Annotated in this window: 32 protein-coding genes; 23 read left to right on the forward strand and 9 right to left on the reverse strand. The window is 62.4% G+C overall.

Annotation, left to right across the window (positions count from 1 at the left end; translation table 11 throughout):
* Positions 1 to 46 precede the first annotated feature (46 nt).
* The 5 genes from QZ186_RS00780 to QZ186_RS00800 all read left to right on the forward strand — a co-directional run bounded on the left by QZ186_RS00780 (position 47) and on the right by QZ186_RS00800 (position 2,981).
* Entirely contained in the window at positions 47 to 205 is a 159-nt protein-coding gene (locus QZ186_RS00780; RefSeq protein WP_010317195.1) for a hypothetical protein, read from the forward strand.
* An 8-nt stretch (positions 206 to 213) separates the two neighbouring features.
* Positions 214 to 789, forward strand: a complete 576-nt coding sequence (locus tag QZ186_RS00785) for a DUF296 domain-containing protein (protein ID WP_296415137.1) — start codon at positions 214 to 216, stop codon at positions 787 to 789.
* Positions 790 to 937: 148 nt separating this feature from the next.
* Complete coding sequence (locus tag QZ186_RS00790; protein ID WP_232197301.1) at positions 938 to 1,348, forward strand: hypothetical protein; 411 nt, start codon at positions 938 to 940, stop codon at positions 1,346 to 1,348.
* A complete protein-coding gene (locus QZ186_RS00795; protein ID WP_010317198.1) occupies positions 1,345 to 1,890 on the forward strand; it encodes a rhomboid family intramembrane serine protease in 546 nt (181 codons plus the stop codon). Before QZ186_RS00790 ends, QZ186_RS00795 begins: the two co-directional genes overlap by 4 nt.
* Positions 1,887 to 2,981, forward strand: a complete 1,095-nt coding sequence (locus QZ186_RS00800) for a zinc peptidase (RefSeq protein WP_296415138.1) — start codon at positions 1,887 to 1,889, stop codon at positions 2,979 to 2,981. The genes QZ186_RS00795 and QZ186_RS00800 overlap by 4 nt, the downstream gene beginning before the upstream one ends.
* A 3-nt stretch (positions 2,982 to 2,984) precedes the next feature.
* Here the strand turns inward: QZ186_RS00800 and QZ186_RS00805 are convergent, their stop codons facing one another.
* On the reverse strand, positions 2,985 to 3,143 hold the full coding sequence (locus tag QZ186_RS00805) for a hypothetical protein (protein WP_296415140.1): 159 nt from the start codon (positions 3,141 to 3,143) through the stop codon (positions 2,985 to 2,987).
* A gap of 80 nt (positions 3,144 to 3,223) precedes the next feature.
* Positions 3,224 to 3,424: a Nif11-like leader peptide family natural product precursor gene (locus tag QZ186_RS00810; RefSeq protein ID WP_010317201.1), complete on the reverse strand. Its 201-nt coding sequence runs from the start codon at positions 3,422 to 3,424 to the stop codon at positions 3,224 to 3,226.
* Positions 3,425 to 3,677: 253 nt separating this feature from the next.
* On the opposite strand from QZ186_RS00810, the gene QZ186_RS00815 reads away from it, so the two are divergent.
* From QZ186_RS00815 to QZ186_RS00845, 7 genes are all read left to right on the forward strand, one after another.
* Positions 3,678 to 5,153, forward strand: a complete 1,476-nt coding sequence (locus tag QZ186_RS00815; protein ID WP_296415143.1) for a bifunctional orotidine-5'-phosphate decarboxylase/orotate phosphoribosyltransferase — start codon at positions 3,678 to 3,680, stop codon at positions 5,151 to 5,153.
* Between the two features lie 20 nt (positions 5,154 to 5,173).
* Positions 5,174 to 5,488: a hypothetical protein gene (locus QZ186_RS00820; protein ID WP_247478621.1), complete on the forward strand. Its 315-nt coding sequence runs from the start codon at positions 5,174 to 5,176 to the stop codon at positions 5,486 to 5,488.
* A gap of 23 nt (positions 5,489 to 5,511) precedes the next feature.
* Positions 5,512 to 6,489: an ATP-binding cassette domain-containing protein gene (locus tag QZ186_RS00825; RefSeq protein WP_296415181.1), complete on the forward strand. Its 978-nt coding sequence runs from the start codon at positions 5,512 to 5,514 to the stop codon at positions 6,487 to 6,489.
* A 65-nt stretch (positions 6,490 to 6,554) separates the two neighbouring features.
* Entirely contained in the window at positions 6,555 to 7,289 is a 735-nt protein-coding gene (locus QZ186_RS00830) for an ABC-2 family transporter protein (RefSeq protein ID WP_296415183.1), read from the forward strand.
* The gene (locus tag QZ186_RS00835) at positions 7,286 to 8,068 is read left to right on the forward strand and encodes an ABC-2 family transporter protein (protein WP_296415145.1); all 783 of its coding nucleotides are present in this window, start codon (positions 7,286 to 7,288) and stop codon (positions 8,066 to 8,068) included. Before QZ186_RS00830 ends, QZ186_RS00835 begins: the two co-directional genes overlap by 4 nt.
* Positions 8,069 to 8,134: 66 nt before the next feature.
* The gene (locus QZ186_RS00840) at positions 8,135 to 8,371 is read left to right on the forward strand and encodes a hypothetical protein (RefSeq protein WP_247478622.1); all 237 of its coding nucleotides are present in this window, start codon (positions 8,135 to 8,137) and stop codon (positions 8,369 to 8,371) included.
* 23 nt (positions 8,372 to 8,394) lie between these two features.
* Complete coding sequence (locus tag QZ186_RS00845; protein WP_029626323.1) at positions 8,395 to 8,808, forward strand: hypothetical protein; 414 nt, start codon at positions 8,395 to 8,397, stop codon at positions 8,806 to 8,808.
* Between the two features lie 3 nt (positions 8,809 to 8,811).
* Here QZ186_RS00845 and QZ186_RS00850 read toward each other — a convergent pair whose 3' ends face one another.
* Both QZ186_RS00850 and QZ186_RS00855 read right to left on the reverse strand, forming a co-directional pair.
* The gene (locus QZ186_RS00850; protein ID WP_010317215.1) at positions 8,812 to 9,264 is read right to left on the reverse strand and encodes a nuclear transport factor 2 family protein; all 453 of its coding nucleotides are present in this window, start codon (positions 9,262 to 9,264) and stop codon (positions 8,812 to 8,814) included.
* 20 nt (positions 9,265 to 9,284) lie between these two features.
* Positions 9,285 to 10,205: a transglycosylase SLT domain-containing protein gene (locus QZ186_RS00855; RefSeq protein WP_296415148.1), complete on the reverse strand. Its 921-nt coding sequence runs from the start codon at positions 10,203 to 10,205 to the stop codon at positions 9,285 to 9,287.
* Positions 10,206 to 10,263: 58 nt separating this feature from the next.
* Here QZ186_RS00855 and QZ186_RS00860 point away from each other — a divergent pair, with 58 nt between their 5' ends.
* The gene (locus QZ186_RS00860) at positions 10,264 to 10,923 is read left to right on the forward strand and encodes a class I SAM-dependent methyltransferase (protein WP_296415149.1); all 660 of its coding nucleotides are present in this window, start codon (positions 10,264 to 10,266) and stop codon (positions 10,921 to 10,923) included.
* Here the strand turns inward: QZ186_RS00860 and QZ186_RS00865 are convergent.
* Positions 10,920 to 11,117 carry a hypothetical protein gene (locus tag QZ186_RS00865; RefSeq protein ID WP_247478627.1) on the reverse strand — a complete coding sequence of 66 codons (198 nt, stop codon included), beginning with the start codon at positions 11,115 to 11,117 and terminating at the stop codon, positions 10,920 to 10,922. The two genes, QZ186_RS00860 and QZ186_RS00865, sit on opposite strands and share 4 nt — an antisense overlap.
* A 148-nt stretch (positions 11,118 to 11,265) precedes the next feature.
* On the opposite strand from QZ186_RS00865, the gene QZ186_RS00870 reads away from it, so the two are divergent.
* The 7 genes from QZ186_RS00870 (at position 11,266) to psaK (ending at position 14,462) form a co-directional block, all read left to right on the forward strand.
* Complete coding sequence (locus QZ186_RS00870; protein WP_010317220.1) at positions 11,266 to 11,502, forward strand: DUF3136 domain-containing protein; 237 nt, start codon at positions 11,266 to 11,268, stop codon at positions 11,500 to 11,502.
* A gap of 67 nt (positions 11,503 to 11,569) precedes the next feature.
* Positions 11,570 to 12,676 (forward strand): phosphotransferase enzyme family protein, encoded by a 1,107-nt coding sequence (locus QZ186_RS00875; RefSeq protein ID WP_247478629.1) that lies wholly within the window; start codon positions 11,570 to 11,572, stop codon positions 12,674 to 12,676.
* A 2-nt stretch (positions 12,677 to 12,678) separates the two neighbouring features.
* Positions 12,679 to 13,227 carry a DOMON-like domain-containing protein gene (locus tag QZ186_RS00880; RefSeq protein ID WP_247478631.1) on the forward strand — a complete coding sequence of 183 codons (549 nt, stop codon included), beginning with the start codon at positions 12,679 to 12,681 and terminating at the stop codon, positions 13,225 to 13,227.
* A 120-nt stretch (positions 13,228 to 13,347) separates the two neighbouring features.
* The gene (locus QZ186_RS00885; RefSeq protein WP_232197302.1) at positions 13,348 to 13,494 is read left to right on the forward strand and encodes a hypothetical protein; all 147 of its coding nucleotides are present in this window, start codon (positions 13,348 to 13,350) and stop codon (positions 13,492 to 13,494) included.
* A gap of 20 nt (positions 13,495 to 13,514) precedes the next feature.
* Positions 13,515 to 13,817: a DUF2499 domain-containing protein gene (locus tag QZ186_RS00890; RefSeq protein ID WP_029626326.1), complete on the forward strand. Its 303-nt coding sequence runs from the start codon at positions 13,515 to 13,517 to the stop codon at positions 13,815 to 13,817.
* Positions 13,814 to 14,146 carry a DUF3593 domain-containing protein gene (locus QZ186_RS00895; RefSeq protein WP_247478636.1) on the forward strand — a complete coding sequence of 111 codons (333 nt, stop codon included), beginning with the start codon at positions 13,814 to 13,816 and terminating at the stop codon, positions 14,144 to 14,146. Before QZ186_RS00890 ends, QZ186_RS00895 begins: the two co-directional genes overlap by 4 nt.
* Before the next feature lie 58 nt (positions 14,147 to 14,204).
* Positions 14,205 to 14,462, forward strand: coding sequence for a photosystem I reaction center subunit PsaK (psaK, locus tag QZ186_RS00900; RefSeq protein ID WP_010317232.1), 258 nt, complete (start codon positions 14,205 to 14,207; stop codon positions 14,460 to 14,462).
* A 15-nt stretch (positions 14,463 to 14,477) separates the two neighbouring features.
* Here psaK and QZ186_RS00905 read toward each other — a convergent pair whose 3' ends face one another.
* Together QZ186_RS00905 and dxs are read right to left on the reverse strand one after the other, a co-directional pair.
* A complete protein-coding gene (locus QZ186_RS00905) occupies positions 14,478 to 15,731 on the reverse strand; it encodes an NAD(P)/FAD-dependent oxidoreductase (protein ID WP_296415152.1) in 1,254 nt (417 codons plus the stop codon).
* A complete protein-coding gene (dxs, locus tag QZ186_RS00910) occupies positions 15,724 to 17,631 on the reverse strand; it encodes a 1-deoxy-D-xylulose-5-phosphate synthase (protein ID WP_296415153.1) in 1,908 nt (635 codons plus the stop codon). The genes QZ186_RS00905 and dxs overlap by 8 nt, the downstream gene beginning before the upstream one ends.
* Positions 17,632 to 17,748: 117 nt before the next feature.
* Here dxs and ilvA point away from each other — a divergent pair, with 117 nt between their 5' ends.
* The 3 genes from ilvA to QZ186_RS00925 are packed head-to-tail and all read left to right on the forward strand — an operon-like array spanning position 17,749 to position 20,334.
* On the forward strand, positions 17,749 to 19,341 hold the full coding sequence (gene ilvA, locus QZ186_RS00915; RefSeq protein ID WP_296415154.1) for a threonine ammonia-lyase, biosynthetic: 1,593 nt from the start codon (positions 17,749 to 17,751) through the stop codon (positions 19,339 to 19,341).
* Positions 19,342 to 19,373: 32 nt separating this feature from the next.
* On the forward strand, positions 19,374 to 19,991 hold the full coding sequence (scpB, locus tag QZ186_RS00920; RefSeq protein WP_296415155.1) for an SMC-Scp complex subunit ScpB: 618 nt from the start codon (positions 19,374 to 19,376) through the stop codon (positions 19,989 to 19,991).
* 55 nt (positions 19,992 to 20,046) lie between these two features.
* Positions 20,047 to 20,334, forward strand: a complete 288-nt coding sequence (locus QZ186_RS00925) for a YggT family protein (protein WP_296415156.1) — start codon at positions 20,047 to 20,049, stop codon at positions 20,332 to 20,334.
* Here the strand turns inward: QZ186_RS00925 and QZ186_RS00930 are convergent.
* Positions 20,331 to 20,840, reverse strand: a complete 510-nt coding sequence (locus tag QZ186_RS00930) for a hypothetical protein (RefSeq protein ID WP_296415157.1) — start codon at positions 20,838 to 20,840, stop codon at positions 20,331 to 20,333. The genes QZ186_RS00925 and QZ186_RS00930 overlap by 4 nt on opposite strands.
* A gap of 19 nt (positions 20,841 to 20,859) precedes the next feature.
* Positions 20,860 to 21,189: a nucleoside triphosphate pyrophosphohydrolase family protein gene (locus QZ186_RS00935; RefSeq protein WP_247478644.1), complete on the reverse strand. Its 330-nt coding sequence runs from the start codon at positions 21,187 to 21,189 to the stop codon at positions 20,860 to 20,862.
* Between the last annotated feature and the right edge of the window lie 39 nt (positions 21,190 to 21,228).

Here is a 21,228-nt window from a genome sequence, read left to right on the forward strand (position 1 = left end):
GCGCCAAAAAGGGACTTAAGGTTGGCTTTAGGTTTGAGTTCAGGGAGTGAACGAGAACAATCCCGTCCTGCAGTCCATGCGTCAGGAACTGCACGAGCTCAAGCTCCGTTACGGCAACTCACCCACGGATTTCAACCGCTACCAGCTGGTGCGCCACGAACAGCGCCTAGCCCAGTGGGTCCCGAATGAAAAAATCGGCGCCTGACGACAGGCATGGAGCCTCAAGCGATTCACCTCGGCCCTGGCGCCGACCTTCGCAAAAGCCTTGAAGAGCTAGCCCAGCAGCAGCAGGCCGAAGGATTTGTACTGAGCATTGTCGGCAACCTGAGCAGGGTCGCTTTTGCTTGCCCCGGCAGTGACCAACCCACTGTGCTGACGGGAGAACTCGAAATCATCAGCCTGCAGGGGACGATCTCCCCTCAGGGTGTGCACCTGCACCTGAGCTTCTCCGATGGCGAGTGCCAGGTTTGGGGCGGACATCTCGAGCACGGCAGTGAAGTGCTCAAAGGTGCCGATTTATTGGTGGGTCTGCTGAAGCAAGCCGCCCCCACGCGCGCTCCTTCCTCCACTGCTCAACCGCGAATCCGGCTTGCTGTTGCCGAGGGATGCCCCTGGTCGAACCGCGCGATGCGCATGCTGCGCAGCCTGGGAATTCCGTTCGAGCTGGCCCCACCGGAGGCGGGCTCACTGCCCCAGATCTGGATTGAGGGGGCGATGATCGGCGGGTACGAGGACCTGGCCGATTGGCACGGCCAAGGAAAACTTGATCGCTTCCGCACGGGCTTCTGAGACCAATACCTGGCAGCTCCGAACGGGGGCCCAGTGTCAATTGGTCATCGGACGCTTCCCCCCGTTTTCGTACAACGCTTCGAGTGGTGGGGGCCCCGTCCTCCAATCCCCTGCCGATCAACAGGGGCGCCTCGCACTGAAGGTGCCCATGGCAGGGCTGACCATCCCCCCTTTGGACTGCCAAACAGCCCGGCTCTTGGGCCTTCCGCTGCCCCCAGGGATCAGCGTTCAGATCCAGCCAGAACAGCTCGAGGGCGAGCTGGACCCGAGCAGCGGCGCCCTGAGCCTGCGCTTCCGATCTCGCTTTCGCTTCACCCTGGGACCTGCCCGTCAACCCGTCTACCAAGCCTCAGATCTCGTCGTGGACACCGCACTGACCAGCGGGTCCATCGAGGGGCTGCGGCACCGCCGTCAAGGGCGACCCCTCGACCAGGACGGCAGGGGGCAACTGGTGGGGGTCGCCAGCATCGCCCCCTGCCAGGACGCATGGCTCAATGCCTTTCTTGGCCTGCCTGATGAAGCGCTGGCCGTCATGGAGATCCAGCTCCTGAGGGCATGACGCGGGATCTCAAGGCGGCGCTGCTGATCCCGCTGGCTCTGCTGGCATTGGCTTGGCTGCAGGAGGGAATCGATCAACTGCTCTTTCGCGGGCAGTGGAACTTGCCGATGCTTCCCGGTGGTCCGGCCTTGGGGATCCTGACCGCCCCCTTCAGCCACGGCGGTTGGGGACATCTCCTCGCCAATAGCGGCTTGTTTCTTCCCCTCTCCTGGCTGGTCTGCTTCAAGAGCAAGTGGGACTATTTGGCCGTCTGGGCCGCTGTGTTGTTCACAGCCATTCCGGTCTGGCTGTGGTGGCCCAATGGCGCCCACGGCCTCTCAGGTGTGGTCTATGGATTACTGGGTTACCTGTTGTTGATTGGCTGGCTGGAGCGCAGACCATTGACCATGCTTCTGTCGCTGGCGGTCCTGCTGATCTATGGCGGAATTCTCCCCAGTCTTTTGCCGTTCTTCACCCCAGCTGGGGTGAGCTGGATCGGCCATGCCAGCGGCTTCGCAGGGGGGCTGCTCGCCGCTGCGGTGGTCTCGCGATCAAGACCATGACTCATCTCATCCCTCGAGCAGGCTTTGGCAAACCGCTGGGTTCGCTCCTGATCAGCCTCGCCATGGCCCTTGGCGCTTCGGCCCAGCCCTGGGCACCCGGCATGGAACCCCCACCGGTTCTGGAAGCCGCATCCGCCAAAGATGCCCTGAAGCTCGAGGCGTCCCGACAAGCCAGCCAACGCCAGGCCTATCTCCGGGAGGCCCATGAGCTGCTCCACCGCCATTGGGGCACCAAGGTCAAGCCACAACTGCTCTTCGCGGGCGATCGCGCCGATGGTTGCGGGGTGAAGGAGGTGCGCCATCCCATGGCCTTCTATTGCCCCCCCAGCAAACAAATCGCCATGGCCCTGGAACTGCGCAAGAGCGTCAGAGCAGCCAAGGGCCAGAGCGATGCTGCCCTGCTCTTGCTGGATCTGGCCGTCTTGGCCCATGAGTGGGGCCATCACGTCAACCGAGAAAAGGGGCTCGGCCCCTTCAGTGGCGGCATGGGGCTCACCGTCAAACAGGAGGAACTCGCTGCCGACTGGCGAACCGGAGTCTTTCTCGGCTGGCTGATGAATGTCGGCGCACTCCAGGTGGACGACTTCTCCAATACGGCGAATCTGCTCTTTGAGATGGGCGACTACGAGCGCATCTCAAGGCAGCACCACGGCTATCCCAAGGATCGCTTTCAGGCCCTGACCCTGGGGTTGAGCAGCCAGCTCCAACCGGGGCAGTCGGTGGGGAACTGGACCGTTGACACCAACGAAACCTTCAGCCGGCCACTCCCCGGGGAGCCAGGGGATTCCCTGCTGGGGGCACGGCGCTATGAGGTGCGGCGTTTCGAAATTGAGCGGGGCCAGCAGATCGCGACGAATCTGATCGGGGGGCTTCTCGGTGCGGCCAGCTGCGTCTGGGGCAGTCAGGACCAGTGCGTTGGGATGGCGATGCAACAGGGCAAGGGGAGAGCCCTGGGCAGCTACACCAAGCGCGAACTCACCCTCTGGTGCAACAGCGGCAGTTTTGATGTCAGTGCTGATGACTTCGACCCCCAACCCATCGGACGGGACGGCAAGGGGCAGGCCCAGGTGCTGGCGGCGAGGGACTGCTGAGCGTCAGCTGAACTCCAAGAGCAGCTCCAGAGTCAGCTTCTCCGCCAAGGCTGAGTCGATCGCGCGCAGATGACCGATGGCCGTCGGTCGATCGGAGCTGGGCAGCGCCCTGAGGTCCGCGACCGCGAGTTCCAAACAACGTCGATCGAGCTCGAGATTCACGCAGGGAATGCAGCGAACGGATCGAACCGTGGGCTCTCACTGGCATCCAGCGCTGGGGGCCAGATCCAGAGCTATCCCCCTCAGCCTTGCAAGGACTTGAGCTCTTCGTCCTGGCGGTGCTGTAGCCAGGCCTGCTGCAGATCGACGCGGGTAATGCGATAGCCCAGGAGACGAGCCTGCAGCAAGAGACCGTTGTCATCGCGGCAGCGCCGCAGCAGGTGACGCAAGTGCGGACGGGTCTCCGCATCGACGACCAAGCGCTCAAGTTCTTGCCAGCTCATGAGGCTTGAGTGGGTTCCAAACCATCGCAAAGCCAAAGCCCAGAAGCCAGGCATCGGCAGCGAGTCTCGCGAGCCTCCTGAGGCTCAACTGCAGCGGCTCTGTCGCCAGAACCCCTTTGAGGCTGCCGTGGTTCAAGCCCCAGCCCCGACCTTGATGGGCACATGAGACTGCTCCGTTTTGCAACGAGCTGTGTCATGCCCTTTCCCAGGGCGCCAGGGATCCCTTAACAACGACTCAAGCCGCCAGCGGGCGATGGGCTTCTTCGTTCAACTCACTGAAGCCATCGCAGAGCGTCAGTCCCTGCTGATGACGGGACTCGACCCGAACCCCGAGATGTTGCAGAGCTGGGCTCTGCGCCGGGGGATGGGCAACCGTTCCTTCCTGAGTCAGGCCAGGCACTGGATTAAGGCGGTGGTGGAGGAAACCAGTCCCCACGTCTGTGCGATCAAGGCCAGCCTCGGCTTCTACCAAGCCCTGGGCCCACTCGGACTGGAGTTGCTGCTGGAGGTGCGCGATCTGGTGCCGCGCGATCTCCCCCTGATCATCGACGCCAAACACGGCGATCTGAATTCTTCAACGGCCCTCGCCCACTACCTGTTCAAAGACCTGGGCGTCGATGCGGTCACCCTCTCTCCCCTGGCGGGTCAGGACATCGCCGCTCCGTTTTTGCTGTATCGAGACAAGGCAGTCGTCATCACCTGCCGCAGCTCCAACCCGGCTGCCAAACGAATCCAGTACCACCCCAACGACAGCGATCCCCTATTCCTGCAGATCGTGCGGGAGAGCCAACTTTGGGGCACCCCAGACCAGGTCCTATTGGAGGTGGGAACCAGTGACCCCAAGGTCCTCTCTCGGGTCAGACAGGCCGCACCCGAGCGCGTGCTGATGCTGCGTTCGATCTGGAGCGAAGAAGAACGGGTCGATGGACTGCTGGAGGCCGGCCTGAGCAACTCAGCGGATGGCCTACTGATTCCCATGCCCCAAAACCTGCTGGTTGAAGACGACTTAGCGGAGCAGGCCGAAGCACTCAAAGGTCGCATCAACCGCAGGCGAACCAGCTGGATGGAGCAGCACCGCTCCGAACAAGCCGAGACCTGCGAGCTCTGGCTGGCCAATCAAGCGTCCGAGCAAACCAGCTCGGATCCCATGGCGGAGCTCATCGTTGAGCTCTTTGACATCGGCTGCCTGTTGTTTGGGGAATACGTCCAGGCCTCAGGAGCCGTCTTCAACTACTACATCGACCTGCGGCAGATCATCTCCGATCCGAACCTGTTCCATCGGGTGCTCCATGGCTACGCGCAACTGATGGACGGCCTGGAGTTCGATCGCATCGCGGGCATTCCCTATGGAGCCCTACCCACGGCAACCGGGCTGGCTTTGCAGTTGCACAAGCCCCTGATCTACCCAAGAAAGGAAGTCAAGGCCCATGGGGCCAGGCGCCTGATCGAAGGGGATTTCCAGGAGGGAGACCGCGTGATCGTGATCGATGACATCTTGATCAGTGGCGGCAGTGTGCTCGAGGGCATTGCCAAGCTGGAGCGCTCCGGTTTGCAGGTCAACGACGTCGTGGTCTTTATCGATCACGGCGGTCAGCGCGATCAAAGTGCCCGCGAGCGACTGAAGGCCAAGGGCTATGACTTCCATGCTGTGCTGGACATCCAGCGCATCACCAAGGCCCTGCTGGATGCTGGTCGTCTCACGGCCGAGCAAGCCAAGGTGCTGGGATAGGGGGAGATGCGATGAGGCGGGTGACCAGGCTCCTGAGGACAACGGCCGGTCTGATCGCCCTGGGAGCTCTGTTGGTGAGTTGTGGCCCCGCAGCCCGTCAATCGCCACCAAAGAACCAACCTCAACCAGCGGCTTCGGACGAACAGCAGCGTCAACGCCAGGAGCAAGAGCTGCAGCTGCAGACGCTCACGGATGAGGCAGAGGATCTGTTCAACCGCGGCGAAAACGATCTGGCCTGTGAACGGGTGCGCCAGGCCCAGGAACTCCAGTCGACGCTCGATGTCGAATTCATTGATCCCCTGGGGGAGCAGGCCAAGGCCTGCATCGAGCTCTGACGTTGAGCAGCTCCACCAACGCCATGGTCCTGGCGCGGGGCCTCAGCAAGACCTACCGGATTGCCGAGAAACAACCGGGACTGCAGGGCACCATTCGTCACCTGCTGCGACGCCGCTACCGGGACCTTGATGCCGTTAAGGCCATCAGCTTTGGGATCCAGGAAGGAGAGATGGTGGGGTTCCTTGGTCCGAATGGGGCGGGGAAAACCACGACCTTAAAAATGCTCAGCGGGCTGATTCACCCCAGTGCTGGTGAGCTGCGGGTCGCCGGAGCCATCCCGCAACGGCGGCAGCCTGGCTTCCTGCAGGACATCACCCTGGTGATGGGGAACAAGCAACAGCTGATCTGGGACCTGCCTCCTTGGGATTCGATCCGGGTCAATGCTGCGGTCTATGGCATCCCCGAACGGGAGATGAAGCGCCGGGTCACTGAACTGGCGGATCTCTTGGAGTTGGGGGAGGAACTGCATCGCCCCGTGCGAAAGCTGTCGCTCGGCCAGCGCATGAAAGCCGAACTGCTGGCGTCATTGCTGCACCAGCCCCGGGTGCTGTTTTTGGATGAACCCACCTTGGGTTTGGATGTCACGGCCCAGGGGAGGGTTCGCGACTTCCTTGCCACCTACAACCAGCGCACTGGGGCAACCATCCTGCTGACGAGCCATTACATGGGGGACATCACGGCCCTCTGCGAGCGGGTCCTGCTGATCCACGAGGGGGCGTTGTTCCATGACGGCCCCTTGGATGCCCTGACCAGCAAACTCAGCCCCCATCGCCAGGTCCGACTGGAGCTGCATCAGCCCCAGCCGCGCGAGGCCTTTGAAGCATTCGGAACCGTCGAGTCCCATCAGGACCATCAGGTTCAACTGCTGGTGCCACGGGATCAGCTGACGGATTCGGTAGCCGCGCTTCTCAGTCGCTTTGAGGTCCTGGACCTTGAAGTGAATGATCCGCCGATCGAGGAGCTGATGCGCAGCCTCTTCCAACAGGCAGGACGGAACTAAGCGTGCGCTCGCCCCGTGCGTCACTACGGATCGCCCGGACGCTGCTGAGCACCCAATACGCCTACATGCTGGAGTACCGCGCCGAGATCGCTCTCTGGGCCCTCTCCGGTGTTCTGCCACTGATCATGCTGGGGGTCTGGCAAAACAGCGGTGCGGCCAGTCAGGCGGGCTGGAGTCCCGCACAACTGCGGCATTACTTCGTGGCGGCGTTCATCGTCCGCCAGTTCAGCGTGGTCTGGCTGATCCATGTCTTTGAAGAGGACGTGGTCAGCGGCAAGTTGTCGCCATTTCTGCTGCAACCGCTCCAACCCCTGTGGCGTTACTTCGCGGCACACCTTGCGGAACAGGCCACACGCATCCCCTTTGTGGCCCTCATGCTCCTGGCGTTGAGTGCGGTCGATCCAGGGTTGCTCTGGAGGCCGAGTCTTCAGGAACTGCTACTTGGCCTCATGGCCCTGTGGGGCGCGTTCGTCCTGCGGTTTTTGCTGCAAACCCTCAGCAGCATGCTCTGTTTTTGGAGTGAGCGCGCTGCGGCTTTGGATCGCCTCCTGGTGATTCCCTATCTCTTCCTCTCGGGGCTGGTGGCACCACTCGACACCTTTCCGCCTGCCGTGCAGCGCTTCGCCCTCGCCACACCCTTTCCAGCGATGGTCGACTTCCCGGCACGGCTGCTTTCAGGGCTACCGGTGGACCTGGGCGGTGGGTACTTGAGCCTGCTGATCTGGTGTCTGATCCTCAGCCCCCTCTGTTGCTGGGGCTGGCAGAGGGGACTGCGGCGCTACGGAGCCATGGGCGCATGAGACGCTCCAAAACCCTGGCGATGCTGCTGCAGTTCTGGCGCAGCTCATTGGAGTCCGAGAGCGAGTACCAGCTCAACCTCGTTCTGGAGTGCCTCTCTGTTTTCGGAAATCTGGCCGGAAGCCTCTTTGTGCTGTCTCTGCTGTTTTCTGGGCAGTCCACCCTTGGGGGCTGGACTTGGAATGAAGCGCTCATCGTCCTCGGGCTTTACACGCTGCTCGATGGCTTCACGAGCTGCCTGCTCCAGCCGAACCTCAGCAAGATCGTGAACCACGTTCAGCAGGGCACCCTGGATTTCGTGCTGCTGAAACCGGTGGACTCGCAGCTCTGGCTGTCCCTGCGTTGCTTCTCCCCCTGGGGCGCTCCAGGTTTGCTGGCTGGTTGCGTCCTGGTGGTCCTGGGCTTACCCGAAATCCGCCCTCAGTCCTTGCTCTTGGGTGGACTCTTGCTGGCCAGTGGTGCTGCGATTCTCTACAGCCTCTGGTTCTCACTCGCAGCCCTCTCGATTTGGTTCGTGAAGGTCTGGAATGCCACTGAAGTTCTCCGCTACACGCTCGTGGCGGGGCGCTATCCGGTGAGTGCCTACCCACCGGCTCTGCGGCTGGTGTTTGTTTTTGTGTTGCCGGTGGCCTTCATGACCACCGTTCCCTCCCAGGCCCTTCTGGGTCAGGGGTCCTGGCACTGGGCCCTGGGATCAGTGCTGATGGCCGCGGTGAGCCTGATCGCCAGTCGCCTCTTCTGGCAATTTGCGCTCCGTCACTACACGTCAGCCAGCAGCTGAGTCCAGACCCAGCCTTGCACTGGATACACAGTCTGTGTAGGATTGCCGGGAGGTCCAGGTCAGAGATTGGCCAGCGAACGCCACCAAGTCATCCTGAGCGAGGCCGCGGCGCACTGGGTTCGCGACTTCTCAAAGGAGCAGCGCCACTCGATCTCAAAGGCCATCGCCATCCTTGTCGATGAGGCGATCGAGCGTCGTGCAGGCCCCGGCCTCGATGAGACCCCAGACACGGACTTCCGCCAGTTCCTTCGCGAAAAGTTCTCGATGGACTTCGAGATTTGGTCCCATTCCAAGCGCGGGTAGGACGTACACAGATGTCCCCATCCATGACTCCCTTCTTCCAGTCTGGAATCAGCCTTGAAACCTCAATCCAGCTCAGCACCTGGCTGGATGCTCGCTTTGGGGCGACGACGGATGAGCAGACGGCGAGCGATCGCCTGGGACGACAGGCCGGGTTGCTTGTCGCCCATGACCTGGTCACGGCTCAATACGCAACCAATGGGATGGCCGATGTCTTTGCGGCGATGCATAGCTGTATCGACGACTGGCTGGAGACGTCTCCCGTACCGCCAGGGGAACGCCGGCCGATCAAGCGCCGTGCGGTTCGCGCGGGGGTGATCCAGTGCTGGACATCACTGGCCGAGATGCGGCCGGATGAGCCCTGCTACCAGGAGCTGATGGAACAAACCTGTGCAGCGGTCATGGTGGCTGAATTGGCGGAGGATCAACCGAGCGCCTGAGACTTAGTCCACGAAGCGTTTGTAGAGCCAGCGCACAAAACCACCGATCAAGGGGACAGGGGCAAACGTTGGGCCGACAAAGTCGAAATAGTCGCGGTGATCAACGATCAGACCCTGGTCATTGAGCCGCAGTCGCGTCGCGCCCGGATACACGAACTCAATGCCCTTGATCTTCAGCCCCATCGTCCATTCGACAAAAGCGGTTTGGCCGCTCAGGGCGACGGCGTGCGGAGCCAGGTAGACATCATCGCAACGGTTCACCAGGCCATCCTGGGCATCGAGGTAGGCCTGAAGTCCGTCGCGGGACTGGGTGGGATCCTCAAAATGCACATCCGGTGCATACACCGCTTTCCATTGCCCATGGCTCGGGGCCGGTGCGCCATAGGGCTTGGTGAACAGCTGACGCAGGGACTGCTCCGTCAGTGGGAGCTGGAATCCGGAGGAAGAAGCAGTCACAGCTCAAGGAGCGGGTGCGCTCATCCTGGCTTCCTGGGAGGAGCGCTGCGGGGATGCAACTGCAGGTAGCGATCGACAGGCAGGGGTTGGAGTTGTTCGTAGCCAACCGGAAGCCAAAGATCCCCCTGCTGGGCGTTGTAGTGAATCTCCCAGTGATACAGGCCCACCAAGGCCTGGGGATCCTCCTTAATCAAGGAGGCATAGAGGAGAACAGCCTCGCCGTAGAGATCGCTGTTGTTGTAGCCCCAGAGACCACGGCGAATGTTCTTGAGACCGCCGCGGCGCACGAGATAACGGGCCGCTGCCTGAATCGCATCATGGGGATTACGGATGTCCCCTCGGCCGATGCCTGGCTCCGCCCAGGTGGTTGGCAAGAACTGCATCGGGCCCTGGGCATTGGCAATGGAGACGCCGTCAATGCGTCCCATCCCGGTCTCCACCAAGTTGACCGCCGCGAGCACCTCCCACTCGATCCCTGTCGCGGCTTCGGCCTTGCGGTAGTGGGCGAGTAACTGGGGCAGGGGTTCGGGGGGAATAATCCGCCAGGCCGGCACCTGGGCAGGGCGGCGTTTGCTCATCGCCAGAAACGCACGTCTCGCCGCCAGGTGCCGTTCGGCCACGGAACGCCAACGGGTTGGGAGTTGATCCAGGACCGCCTGACTGCGCTGTCGATCAAGCGAGAGAACCCGATAGATCACCTGCTGTTGATGGGCCAAATCCGGGAGTTGGTCCGCTGGCGTCTGCGGATCGCGCAACTGGCTCTCAAGCGCAGCCAGTCGACGCGCGGTCTCGCTTGCAGCACGCGGAACCGTTGGGTAACTGCGGGGTTGCCGCCGCGGCGCGGCGGCGGGAGCAGCATTGCTTTGGGCCTCGTTGGGGGAGGCACAGGCCACCAGTCCTGCCAGGGCTGCAGCAAGAACCAAGCCAACGGATCGGGTCATGGATTCAGGGCCGCTGCGCCCATGCCTACAGCAGACTGCAGCGACCGATCAATCAGCCATGACCGTTCTGGTGCTGGAGGAGTCCCAGAGGCGCAAGTGGGACGGATCCGATGACGTCCTGTTTTATGCCGAGCCGCGGCTGGTGCATCACCTGGACCAGGCCTTCCGCACACGGCTCACCGCGCTCTACACAGAGCGGATTCCAAAGAACGCCGTAGTGCTGGATTTGATGTCCAGCTGGGTCTCACACCTTCCAGAGGACAAGGCCCTCGAGCGGGTGATCGGGCACGGTTTAAACGAGAAAGAACTCGCGGCCAACCCCCGCCTGGATAGCTACTGGCTGCAAAACCTCAACCAAAACCAGGAACTACCACTGCCCAGCAGCAGCGTGGACGCCACCTTGATCGTCGCCGGCTGGCAGTACCTCCAATATCCCGAGGCCATCGCCAGTGAACTGCTGCGGCTGACGCGGCCTGGCGGTCAGGTGATCGTTGCCTTCTCCAACCGGATGTTCTTCACCAAAGCACCCCTGATCTGGACCGATAGCAGCGATCAGGACCATCTCGATTACGTCGCAGGGGTCCTGGAGGCCCAAGGCTGGCAGTCAACCGAGCGAATCGCAGAAACCACAAAGGCCGCTGGCGTGATGGGGCTGCTCGGTCAGCCGGGTGACCCGTTCTTTGCCGTGATCAGCCACAAACCAAACCAGCTGCCTTAAGCGGCCCAATCGCGGTCGCGCCCCAAGGGAGCTGGAGCGTTCGTTGGTTCGTCCGCGGAGTAGGCCAACTCGAGGATCAAGCGCTTGGCCTTCTGGCGCAGACGGCGCCGATGGCTCAGAAAGGCCCGCACCAGTTGAAGACCCACCACTCCGTAGAGCAGCAAGAGCGCGGCGTTGGCAACGGCAGCAAGCATGCGGCAGCCCCAAAGGTGGGTCCATGAGAGCCGCTTCATGGAGCGCGGGCAATCAATCGAGAGAAAGTTTTTTGATTTGGCTCTGCAACGCTGTCGCCCAGGGCACCCGGTCACTCGCGTAGGTTGAAGGCTGGTACAGGGCCTTCAGATGACAGCGAGTTCAGAAGGTCTAACGATTGGTGAGCTGGAGTCCAAATACTTCCTCTACCGCAAGGCCCTGAAACAGCTGCTGCTCGAAGGACGTTCGACCGCCGGCATCGAAAAAACCCTGGTCTGGAGCAGGCTCGAGACCCTGCACAACTGCCTTCCCCGTCAGTACAAGGCACCGGACCAGATCCGCTACCAGCTTCAGCGGGAGATTCAACGGGAGAGCACGGCCAGCTAGGCCGGTCCTCTCGAACAGCTGACCCCGAGTCCTCAGGACAAGGATGTTTCCGTGACAGCGTCATCTGATGGATGCCGCTCTCCTGGAGGCCGCTGAGGTCTTTCATCCCCCAGGGACCGTGTTGCAGGTCAGCCCCCTGGGAAGCGGCAATGTCAACGACACCTATCTGGTCGAGACCGCTCGCGGAGCGTATGTCTTGCAGCGGATCAACACCGCCGTTTTTGGCTCACCGGAGCAGGTGATGCGCAACCTGCTCACCCTGCAGGCGCATATCGCAGGGAAGGAGCAGCCACCGCAGAGCTCCCGCTGGGAGCACCCGCAGTTGCTGGCGCCAAGGGGCTCAGCCGATCCCTGGCATCGCTGCCAAGAGGGCAAGGTCTGGCGCTGCATGAGCTTCATCGGCCAGGCCCGCAGCGTTGATGCGATTGAGGATGAGCGGCAGGCCTACGAACTGGGCCGGGGGCTCGGTCGCTTTCATCAACTGATCCACGACCTCCCCACCGAGACTCTCCACGACACCCTCGAGGGGTTCCACATCACCCCTCGCTACCTCGATCAGTACCGGCAGGCGCTGGTGCGCACACAAGCCGAGCCCTGCGAGGACACCGACTTCTGCATTGCCTTTATTCGCGAGCGCGAAGGCTTCTGCTCCGTCCTCGAGCAGGCCAAGGAGCGCGGCGAACTGCAGGAGCGGCCGATTCACGGTGATCCCAAGATCAACAACGTGATGCTGGACACAGAGACGGGCGAGGCCGTCGCCCTGATCGATCTCGACACGGTGAAACCAGGACTGGTGCAGTACGACATCGGAGATTGCCTGCGCTCCTGCTGCAACCGGGCTGGCGAGGAGGCCAGCAGCCCCGATCAAGTCAGTTTTGATCTGGGATTAGCCGAAGCCATCCTGCGGGGCTACCTCGAGGCGGCCGGTTCGATGCTGACGGCATCGGATCGTCGCTTCATCCCCGAAGCCGCTCGACTGATCAGCTTCGAACTAGGTCTTCGCTTCTTCACGGATCACCTCAATGGCGATGCCTATTTCAAGGTGAAGACGCCCGGACAAAACCTCAAACGCGCCCGCGTGCAATTTGCACTCACCCAGAGCATCGAAGAGCAGTGGGAGTTGCTGCAAACGCTGCTGGTGGGCCTGAGCAACCAGGCCCCTGCTGCCCTGTAAGCGTGCTTCGCCTGCAGCCCTTTCAACACGAAGCGTTCCTCCAGGACTGCAGTGTTGAAGCGAATCTCGTTCTGTGCGATTCCGAGCTGCAACTGCAGTTCAGGTTGCAGGGCCCAAGCGATCAACTGGTTTGCCCGGAAGCAACAGCCGAGCCCAAGCGTGTAGACGGTCTTTGGCAGAGCACCTGCCTCGAAGCTTTTTTTGGCGTTCCGGGCCAGCGTCCCTACTGGGAGTTCAACCTCAGTCCCAGTGGTGATTGGAACCTCTACAGGCTGGAGGACTACAGGCAGGGGTTGGCCATCGAAACGGGGATCCAGGTCAAAGGAATCAACAGCCGCCGGCAGGAACTGGATTCGGCCTTGATCCTGGAGTCCGAGGTTTGCCTGGATCTGAAGAAAGCCTTTGAGCAACTGGAATGCTCTCTGACGGCCGTTGTCGCGTTACACCACCAGGGATGCAGCTTTTGGGCGTTGAAGCACTGCGCCAGTGAAGCCGATTTTCACCGGCGCGAAAGCTTCAGCATCACGGCAAAACAATCCGCTCAAGACTGATTACAAAACCGAAGAAATTCACACGCTTTGAAAGCGAAACGTTCTTTTCAGTAGCGTGCGCTACATCAACGCCTGTCCGGTTTGAATGTCACCCACTGCGGAGAAGAGCACCTGGTCAGCATGACCACGGCTGAAGCCTCCCAGCTGGTCGATGCCTGCGCCTTGCTTCTTCTGGCATCGAAAACGACCCCGGATTGCCAACTCAAGCCCGAGATGGCTGCGGTGTTGCAGACCGTCTTCGAGCACCTCAGCACCCACGTCGTCTAAGCGGCCGCTAGAAACGGCCCATGCACGCACTTTCCCTACCCACCTGGTGGATCCATGTGGCCTCAGTGTTGGAGTGGGGACTGGCCATGCTGGCCATTCAACGGTGGGGCCAACGGCGCGGAGAGCCGGAGTGGAACTGGCTAGCGCTGGCCATGGTTCCAGCGTTGATCAGTGCCATGGCCGCCTGCACCTGGCACCTCTTCGATAACGCCCAGGAGCTCTACGGACTGGTCGTCCTGCAGGCCGGCTGCACCGTCCTTGGCAACGCTGCCATGGCTCTGGCGGCCTGGAATCTCCAGCGCAAGCGGGCAACCCTGGGATGAACGGGCTGATCCAAGCTCTCAGCGCTGGTCTGAGCCAACTCGGGAGTGTTGATCCCTCGCCCCTGTTCGCGGCCTCACTGTTCCCTTACCTGGCCTTTCTCTGGTGGGCCTGGAAGTCCAAACGCGTTCCACCCCTAGCCCTCTGGGGCTTTGGCTTCACCTTGATCTTTGTCTTGATCACGATTGCAGCGGCCCTGCTGGCCGAAGGGCTCTACGGCCGTCAGTTGGCCGATGTGGATCCACTGCATGGGGGCGCAGAGCTGTTCTTGACCGTCAGCAACGTGATGATCCTGCTGGGATTCATGCCCAAGGGGGTGAACAAGTCTTAAGCGAAGGGGGCCTTTGGCCTGCGCCGCTCGGAAGATGAGGTGTCACCCAAAGATTTCGATGCTCGCTCCTCTGCTGGCTATCGCCCCCGCCTCCGTGGCCTGGTCTCCCAAGGTGGGCCTGGTGATGATCATCGCCAACGTGATCGCCATCGGCATCGGCAAGGCCACCATCAAGTACCCCAACGAGGGTGCACAGCTTCCCAACGCAGCCATGTTTGGCGGCATGAGCCACGCCGCTCTGCTGGCCACCACCTCCTTCGGTCACATCCTCGGCATGGGCGCGATCCTCGGCCTGGCCGCCCGCGGCGTGGTCTGATCCACGCTCCTTCGTTCAGTCGTCTGAAGCCCCCCTCCTGCAGGGGGGCTTTTTTGTGGCCATGGATGCCCAGCCCAGCAGGTAGGGCAGGGCCCGCAGTCCATAGCGCTCGAAGCGGTAATCAAACAACAACCGCGAGAGTGCCTCGGCACTGGCCGTTGTCTGCAACCCCTCGAGTAGACGCTCCAAACGACGATCGGCCGGTTCACCGGAGAGGCCGAGCCAGGTGCGTTGGGCCAGACGGCCGCTCAGGGACCAGCGCCACCCCAGCTGTTGGCGCAAACGTTTGGGATAGCTCGCGAGTGCCCGGCCTCGCCCAGCCAGCGCCCCCAGCAGGAAGGGTGCAAGAACATCGGCACTAGTCAGGGCATGGCGAATGCCTTCGCCACCGAGCAGGTTTCCGGTGCTGACCGCGTCGCCCAATCCCACCAGAGCACCACGTTGATGCGCTTCACGGCGACGAATCGTGCTGCGGATCAGGCCCCCATGGCGATCCACCACGGTGTCGCCAGTCAGCCCCAGGCGATCGAGCAGCTGCAGCTGCAATTGGTGGAGCGGCGGTTGCGAGCGCCCGCTGTCGTGCAGGCGGCAGACGCCCACCTTTAAGCGCCCGGGCTCCATGGGAAAGACCCAGCCATAGCCCTGGGGAACCCAACGACTGCCGAGCATGAAACTCAGGCGCCCGGCCCAGTCCTGCCAGCGCTCGACGGGAACCTGGAGCACCCACTCCACCCCTGAGCCACTGACCAGGGGGTGGTGGCGTGGTTCACCCATGAGCACACGTTTTTCTCCGGTGGCATCGACCACGAAACGGCTGGTGATCACTGCTTCACGGCCCCCCGGGCCCCGCAGCTGCGTCTGGGCGAGACCGGAGCTCAGGGTCTCGGTGGCGCAGACCCTCCAACCCAGCTGGAGTTGCGTACCGCTAGCCAGGGCCTGATCTGCCAACCAGCGCCGCAGGGCCGCAAAGTCCAAAACAACGCCGAGTGGTGCATCGGCCGCCCAGCAACGGCGACTCTCCCCCGGCCCAAAGAGCTGCCACTGGTCCCAGCGAGAGGCGATCACCGACTCGGGCAGCTGCCAACGCTCGACGGCGCTGAGCGGCAGGGCGGCACTGCTGAAGGCGTTCTTCGAGAAGTCCTCCAGGGCCTCCACCAGCAGCACCGTGGCGCCGGCTGCACTCAACTGCTGTGCCAAGCGAGAGCCGGAAGGACCGGCGCCCGCAATCAGCACATCCCAGGTTCTCTGATCGCGAGGCGCTTCAGACACCCACAGCCTGGCGCTTCAAGGTGCCGAAGCGATCCAGGATGGACTCGGTCATCTGGACCGGGGTCAAGCCCAGGGCCTCCTTGCTTTGGGCCGGTGTGGCGTGGTCCACCAGCACATCCGGGATACCAATCCGGTGCACCGGCACCAGCACGTCCTTGTCGTTGAGGATCTCGACCACAGCGGCGCCGAAGCCACCGGCGAGGCAGCCCTCTTCCATGGTCACCACCTTGCCGATCCGGCGAGCCATCGGCAGGATCAACGCCTCATCCAGCGGGCGTAGGAAGCGGGCGTTGATCACCGCCGCGCGGACGCCCTGTTCCTGCAGCAGACCGGCTGTGGCCATGGCCGGAGCCACCATCGAGCCATAGGCCACGATCAGCAGATCATCGCCATCGGTAAGAAGTTCACCGCGGCCAATCTCCAGGGGCTCCCATCCCTCTTCCATCAAGGGGACTCCTTCTCCTTCACCCCGTGGAATGCGAAGGGCTGTCGGACCGCTGTGGTTCAAGCAGGTCACCATCATCCGTTGCAGCTCGGCCTCGTCCTTCGGCGCCATGACCGTGAAATTCGGCACACAGCGCAGGTAGCTGATGTCGTACTGGCCTTGGTGCGTGGGGCCATCGGCACCGACGATGCCGGCGCGATCCAAAACAAAAGTGACCGGCAGGTTCTGGATGCCGACGTCATGGATGAGTTGGTCGTAGGCGCGCTGCAGGAAGGTGCTGTAGATCGCACAAACGGGGCGCAGTCCTTCACAGGCCATGCCAGCCGCCATGGTCACGGCATGCTGCTCAGCGATGCCGACATCGAAATACTGCTGGGGGCGCGCCTTCTCAAGGAGATCCAGACCCGTGCCCGTGGCCATGGCGGCCGTGATGCCCACCACCCTGGGATCCTGCTCACAGAGTTTGACCAGGGTCTGGCCGAAGACCTTGCTGTAGCTAGGGGGCTTGGGCTTGCTGGAGGGGTAGGCCTTGCCGGTCGCTAGATCGAATGCACTCTGGGCGTGGTAGCCCACCTGATCCGCCTCAGCGAAGGCGTAGCCCTTGCCTTTGGTGGTGGCCACATGCACCAGCACCGGACCCTCATGGGCGTGGGCCTGCTCGAAGACGTCGATCAGACCTGCGATGTCATGGCCGTCGACCGGGCCCATATAGGTGAAGCCCAGTTCCTCAAAGACCGCGCCCAGCTTGGGGACGGCGAGCCGCTTCATGCTCTCTTTGAGGTTCTTGAGCTCCGGCGGCAGCTCACCGTGCATGAACGGCAAGTGCTTGATCGCCTCTTCCGCGTTGTCCTGAAGGAACTGCAGCGGACGGCTATGCCGCATCCGGTTCAGGTGGGTCGAGAGCGCCCCGACGGGGGGGCTAATCGACATGTCGTTGTCGTTGAGGACAACCAAAAGGCGGGTCTTGGGGAGGTGGCCTGCGTGGTTGATGGCCTCCAGGGCCATGCCCCCGGTTAGAGAGCCGTCACCAATGACGGCAACACTCTTGAAATCCTCACCGCGTTGATCACGGGCCAGGGCCATGCCCAGGGCGGCAGAAATCGAAGTGCTGGCGTGGCCTGCACCGAAATGGTCAAAGGAGCTTTCGCAGCGCTTGAGGTAGCCCGCAACCCCGTCTTTTTGACGCAGGGTGTGGAAATCCTTGTAGCGACCAGTGATCAGCTTGTGGGGATAGGCCTGGTGGCCCACATCCCAGACCACGCGGTCCTTGTCGAGGTCGAGGGTCTGATAGAGGGCGAGGGTCAGTTCCACAACGCCCAGGCCAGGACCGAGGTGTCCGCCGCTGGTGCTCACCACCTCCAGGTGGCGTTCTCGGATCTGACGGGCAATGCCCTCTAACTCAGTGACGCTCAGGCCATGCAGCTGATTCGGATGCGTCAGCTCGCTGAGATGCATGCCTGCGGCCAAGATTGGGGTTCAGCCTACGCGGAGCCGGACGTCCTCTGGGGTTGATTTGGCTACCCCTAGACCGATCCCAGGAGCTTGCGAGACTGGTGTGATCGTCCAGTCGCAATGACAGCCACCGGCCCCAACCAGAACTCCGGCTCCGGCATGGAGATGCTGCAACGAATCCTGCGGGCCAGGGTCTACGACGTGGCCATCGAGTCGCCCCTCGATGCAGCGCCGAACCTCTCCAGGCGGCTGAAGAACACCGTTCTGCTGAAGCGGGAAGACCTGCAGCCGGTCTTCAGTTTCAAGTTGCGCGGCGCCTACAACAAGATGGCCAGCCTCAGCCCATCGGAGCTGGAGCGGGGCGTGATCGCTGCGAGCGCCGGAAACCATGCCCAGGGCGTGGCCCTGGGCGCCCAGCGCTTGGGCTGCCGAGCGGTGATCGTCATGCCCGTGACCACCCCAGAGATGAAGGTCAGGGCCGTGGCGGCCCGGGGAGCTGAGGTGGTGCTGGAGGGCGACACCTATGACGCCGCCTGCGCGGAGGCCTACCGACTGGCCGATGAGCGAGGGCTGACCTTTATTCATCCCTTTGATGACCCTGAGGTGATCGCAGGCCAGGGGACCATTGGGCTGGAGATCCTCAGACAGTGCTCTGAGCCCCCCGATGCGATCTACATCGCCGTCGGCGGAGGTGGCCTGATCGCTGGCATTGGCGCCTACGTCAAAAGCCTCTGGCCCAGCGTTGAGGTCATCGGGGTGGAACCGGTTGATGCCGATGCCATGACCCGCTCCCTGGCCCTAGGGGAGAGGGTGAAGCTCGAGCAGGTCGGACTGTTCGCCGATGGTGTCGCCGTACGAGAGGTCGGTGTTCAGACCTTTGAGCTGGCCAGAACTGTCGTCGACGCCATGGTCACCGTCGACAACGACGCCATCTGCGCCGCCATCAAGGACGTCTTTGAAGACACCCGCTCGATTCTTGAGCCGGCCGGTGCCCTTGCGGTGGCGGGAATGAAGGCTGACATCAGCCGCCGTCAGCGCGAGGGACAGACCCTGGTGGCCGTGGCCTGCGGGGCCAACATGAACTTCGATCGCCTTCGCTTTGTGGCGGAGCGCACCGAGATCACCGAAGACCGCGAAGCGATGTTGGCGGTCGAGATCCCGGAGCAGGCCGGAAGCCTGCGTCAGTTCTGCACCCTGCTGGGGCAGCGCAGCCTGACCGAATTCAGCTATCGACTGGCCGACCCCAGTCGCGCCCACATCTTTGTTGGGGTGCAAACCAGCGGCAGCTCCGATGAACAGGCCTTGATCCACAGCCTCAGGGATGCCGGCTTCCCCTGCCTGGATCTCTCCAACGACGAGCTCTCCAAGCTCCATCTGCGGCACATGGTCGGCGGTCGGCTACCGGCCAGCACGGGTGAGGCCGCTGGCCATGGTCGGGAACTGCTCTACCGCTTCGAATTCCCGGAGCGACCGGGCGCACTGATGCGCTTCCTGACCAGCCTGCACCCCAACTGGAACATCAGCATTTTTCACTACCGGAACCACGGGGCAGACGTCGGCCGCATCGTCGTCGGGGTCCAGGTGCCCGAGGCGGAGATGAACGAATGGCAGAGCTTCCTCGATGGACTGGGCTATCAGTACGCCGATGAGACCAGCAATCCGGCCTATCGCCTCTTCCTGGGTGAGCTGGCCGGCAGCTTGAGCGTGGGATAACTTTCGAGCAACGCACTGTTCAGCCGGGGGATATGGCAGGCGACACCCAAGAGCCCATCCCCGCTGAAGGCGACACGATTGCCCTGCAACGGGCCGGCAGCAATCTCTCGCTACCCGCACGCCTAGAGGCCATCCTTTATCTCAAGGGCAGGGCTCTGACCCAGGGCGAGCTAGCCGAGATCGCAGGCGCCAGTCGTGATGAGGTCGAGATGGGCCTGATCACCCTGATGGCCGACTACGCCCACAGGGACACCGCTCTCGAGATTCGCCAGGAGGGCAAGCGCTACAGCCTGCAACTGCGGGATGGCCTGGGGGATCTGGTGCAGAACCTGCTGCCGGTGGACCTCTCCACAGCGGCCCTGCGCACCTTGGCCACGATTGCCATCAAAAAGCGAATCCTGCAGTCCGATCTGGTGGACCTGCGGGGATCAGGGGCCTACGACCACATCAAGGAGCTGCTGGCCCAGAACTTCATCGAGCGCAAACGCCAAAGCGAGGGACGGTCCTTCTGGTTGAGCCTCAGTGAGAAGTTCCATCGAACCTTCTCGGTCAAGACCGATGAGCTGGTGGCCCAGCGCAAGGCGGTCAAGCCAGCTCCCGCCAGTCCCGCAGTCGAGCTCAGCGATGAAGAGTGGGAGCAGGCCGCTTAGAGCAATCCCAGCCTCCACACACACTCAATAGAGTGAATCCAACGCAGCTGCAGCCATGTCCATCCTCGGCGATCTGATCGGCGTCCTGATCCAAACGCTCTCGATCTACACGCTCGTGCTGTTCGTTCGGGTGCTGCTGAGCTGGTTCCCCAATCTCGACTGGAGCAATCCAGTGCTGTCCACCGTGAGTGCGATCACCGACCCCTACCTCGGGGTGTTTCGCGGTTTGATTCCCCCCCTGGGCGGCCTGGACCTCTCAGCAATCGTGGCTTTCCTGGCTCTGCAGTTGCTCCAAGGCTTGCTGGAGCAGAGCCGGGGTTACTTCTATCCAGCCTTCTTCTAGGCCGGATCCGCGCCGGCGACGGCCTGCTCCAACGGCAGCAGGTCATCAAACTCACCCGCACGGGTCCGAACAGGAGCGCTGAAGCCGCGCGCTTTCACGTTGGAGAAGCTGAACGGTCCTGGGGTGCCCGCTGGGACAGCCAGACGCAGGGCGAAGCTTGAGGTGCCCTGCTCGACATCGCCGATGGAACCGACTCGGGAACGGTTCTGAAGCACTGGTTCGCCGCTGGCGTCCAGGATTTGGGCAAAGACATCGGTGTCAAATACCGTCTTGCGACCAGGGTTATCGACACTGCCCCGCAGCACAAAACAACTGGCGCCACTGGGCCGCTTGAGCTGCGGTTGAGCTCCGATATCTTCAGCAGGACAGGGGTCCAAGCTCACGTCGTGAACGCTCAGACCAGCGGCCAAGGCGCCAGGGGCGGCGCCGAAGACTGTGCAAGCAACGACGAGCACGGCGCTCAGCGCTCGAGCGAGGGCCCGTGAGAGCGATCGGTGCATCTGCATCCAGCCTGACTCCAGCTGCTTAGCGGTGGTCGCCGCTTCCAGCGATCACGTTACGGGCGGCGCGACTGGCCAATTTGTCGAGGTTGGCCTGGGCGATCTCATCGAGACTGAAGCCCAACTCACTGGCGAGCTGAGCGACGTACCAAAGGACATCACCGAGCTCGAGCTTCAAGGACTCCCGGACCTCCGCGGAAAACTCGCCACCGCTATCGCGCAGCACTTTTTTGACCTTGTCCGCGACCTCTCCGGATTCGCCGCAGAGGCCCAGGGTTGGGTAGATGGGGTTGGAGCCCACATCGGGATAGCGGGCCGTTTGCCTCGCACCCTGCTGATAAGCATTCAGATCCATTGGTACGACAGCGCTGGAGGGCCTCGATGATAGTGTCGC

It is taken from the genome of Vulcanococcus sp. DEBay_Sum29NL08_54, assembly GCF_017859255.1.
Taxonomy (GTDB): domain Bacteria; phylum Cyanobacteriota; class Cyanobacteriia; order PCC-6307; family Cyanobiaceae; genus Vulcanococcus.

What these genes read in the sequence shown, in the direction of transcription:
- QZ186_RS00785 (WP_296415137.1), top strand. Translation starts at nt 214, where the DNA reads ATGGAGCCTCAAGCGATTCACCTCGGCCCTGGCGCCGACCTTCGCAAA.
- QZ186_RS00790 (WP_232197301.1), top strand. Translation starts at nt 938, where the DNA reads ATGGCAGGGCTGACCATCCCCCCTTTGGACTGCCAAACAGCCCGGCTC.
- QZ186_RS00795 (WP_010317198.1), top strand. Translation starts at nt 1,345, where the DNA reads ATGACGCGGGATCTCAAGGCGGCGCTGCTGATCCCGCTGGCTCTGCTG.
- QZ186_RS00800 (WP_296415138.1), top strand. Translation starts at nt 1,887, where the DNA reads ATGACTCATCTCATCCCTCGAGCAGGCTTTGGCAAACCGCTGGGTTCG.
- QZ186_RS00810 (WP_010317201.1), bottom strand. Translation starts at nt 3,424, where the DNA reads ATGAGCTGGCAAGAACTTGAGCGCTTGGTCGTCGATGCGGAGACCCGT.
- QZ186_RS00815 (WP_296415143.1), top strand. Translation starts at nt 3,678, where the DNA reads ATGGGCTTCTTCGTTCAACTCACTGAAGCCATCGCAGAGCGTCAGTCC.
- QZ186_RS00825 (WP_296415181.1), top strand. Translation starts at nt 5,512, where the DNA reads ATGGTCCTGGCGCGGGGCCTCAGCAAGACCTACCGGATTGCCGAGAAA.
- QZ186_RS00830 (WP_296415183.1), top strand. Translation starts at nt 6,555, where the DNA reads ATGCTGGAGTACCGCGCCGAGATCGCTCTCTGGGCCCTCTCCGGTGTT.
- QZ186_RS00835 (WP_296415145.1), top strand. Translation starts at nt 7,286, where the DNA reads ATGAGACGCTCCAAAACCCTGGCGATGCTGCTGCAGTTCTGGCGCAGC.
- QZ186_RS00845 (WP_029626323.1), top strand. Translation starts at nt 8,395, where the DNA reads ATGACTCCCTTCTTCCAGTCTGGAATCAGCCTTGAAACCTCAATCCAG.
- QZ186_RS00855 (WP_296415148.1), bottom strand. Translation starts at nt 10,205, where the DNA reads ATGACCCGATCCGTTGGCTTGGTTCTTGCTGCAGCCCTGGCAGGACTG.
- QZ186_RS00860 (WP_296415149.1), top strand. Translation starts at nt 10,264, where the DNA reads ATGACCGTTCTGGTGCTGGAGGAGTCCCAGAGGCGCAAGTGGGACGGA.
- QZ186_RS00865 (WP_247478627.1), bottom strand. Translation starts at nt 11,117, where the DNA reads ATGCTTGCTGCCGTTGCCAACGCCGCGCTCTTGCTGCTCTACGGAGTG.
- QZ186_RS00870 (WP_010317220.1), top strand. Translation starts at nt 11,266, where the DNA reads ATGACAGCGAGTTCAGAAGGTCTAACGATTGGTGAGCTGGAGTCCAAA.
- QZ186_RS00875 (WP_247478629.1), top strand. Translation starts at nt 11,570, where the DNA reads ATGGATGCCGCTCTCCTGGAGGCCGCTGAGGTCTTTCATCCCCCAGGG.
- QZ186_RS00885 (WP_232197302.1), top strand. Translation starts at nt 13,348, where the DNA reads ATGACCACGGCTGAAGCCTCCCAGCTGGTCGATGCCTGCGCCTTGCTT.
- QZ186_RS00890 (WP_029626326.1), top strand. Translation starts at nt 13,515, where the DNA reads ATGCACGCACTTTCCCTACCCACCTGGTGGATCCATGTGGCCTCAGTG.
- QZ186_RS00895 (WP_247478636.1), top strand. Translation starts at nt 13,814, where the DNA reads ATGAACGGGCTGATCCAAGCTCTCAGCGCTGGTCTGAGCCAACTCGGG.
- psaK (WP_010317232.1), top strand. Translation starts at nt 14,205, where the DNA reads ATGCTCGCTCCTCTGCTGGCTATCGCCCCCGCCTCCGTGGCCTGGTCT.
- dxs (WP_296415153.1), bottom strand. Translation starts at nt 17,631, where the DNA reads ATGCATCTCAGCGAGCTGACGCATCCGAATCAGCTGCATGGCCTGAGC.
- ilvA (WP_296415154.1), top strand. Translation starts at nt 17,749, where the DNA reads ATGACAGCCACCGGCCCCAACCAGAACTCCGGCTCCGGCATGGAGATG.
- scpB (WP_296415155.1), top strand. Translation starts at nt 19,374, where the DNA reads ATGGCAGGCGACACCCAAGAGCCCATCCCCGCTGAAGGCGACACGATT.
- QZ186_RS00925 (WP_296415156.1), top strand. Translation starts at nt 20,047, where the DNA reads ATGTCCATCCTCGGCGATCTGATCGGCGTCCTGATCCAAACGCTCTCG.
- QZ186_RS00930 (WP_296415157.1), bottom strand. Translation starts at nt 20,840, where the DNA reads ATGCAGATGCACCGATCGCTCTCACGGGCCCTCGCTCGAGCGCTGAGC.
- QZ186_RS00935 (WP_247478644.1), bottom strand. Translation starts at nt 21,189, where the DNA reads ATGGATCTGAATGCTTATCAGCAGGGTGCGAGGCAAACGGCCCGCTAT.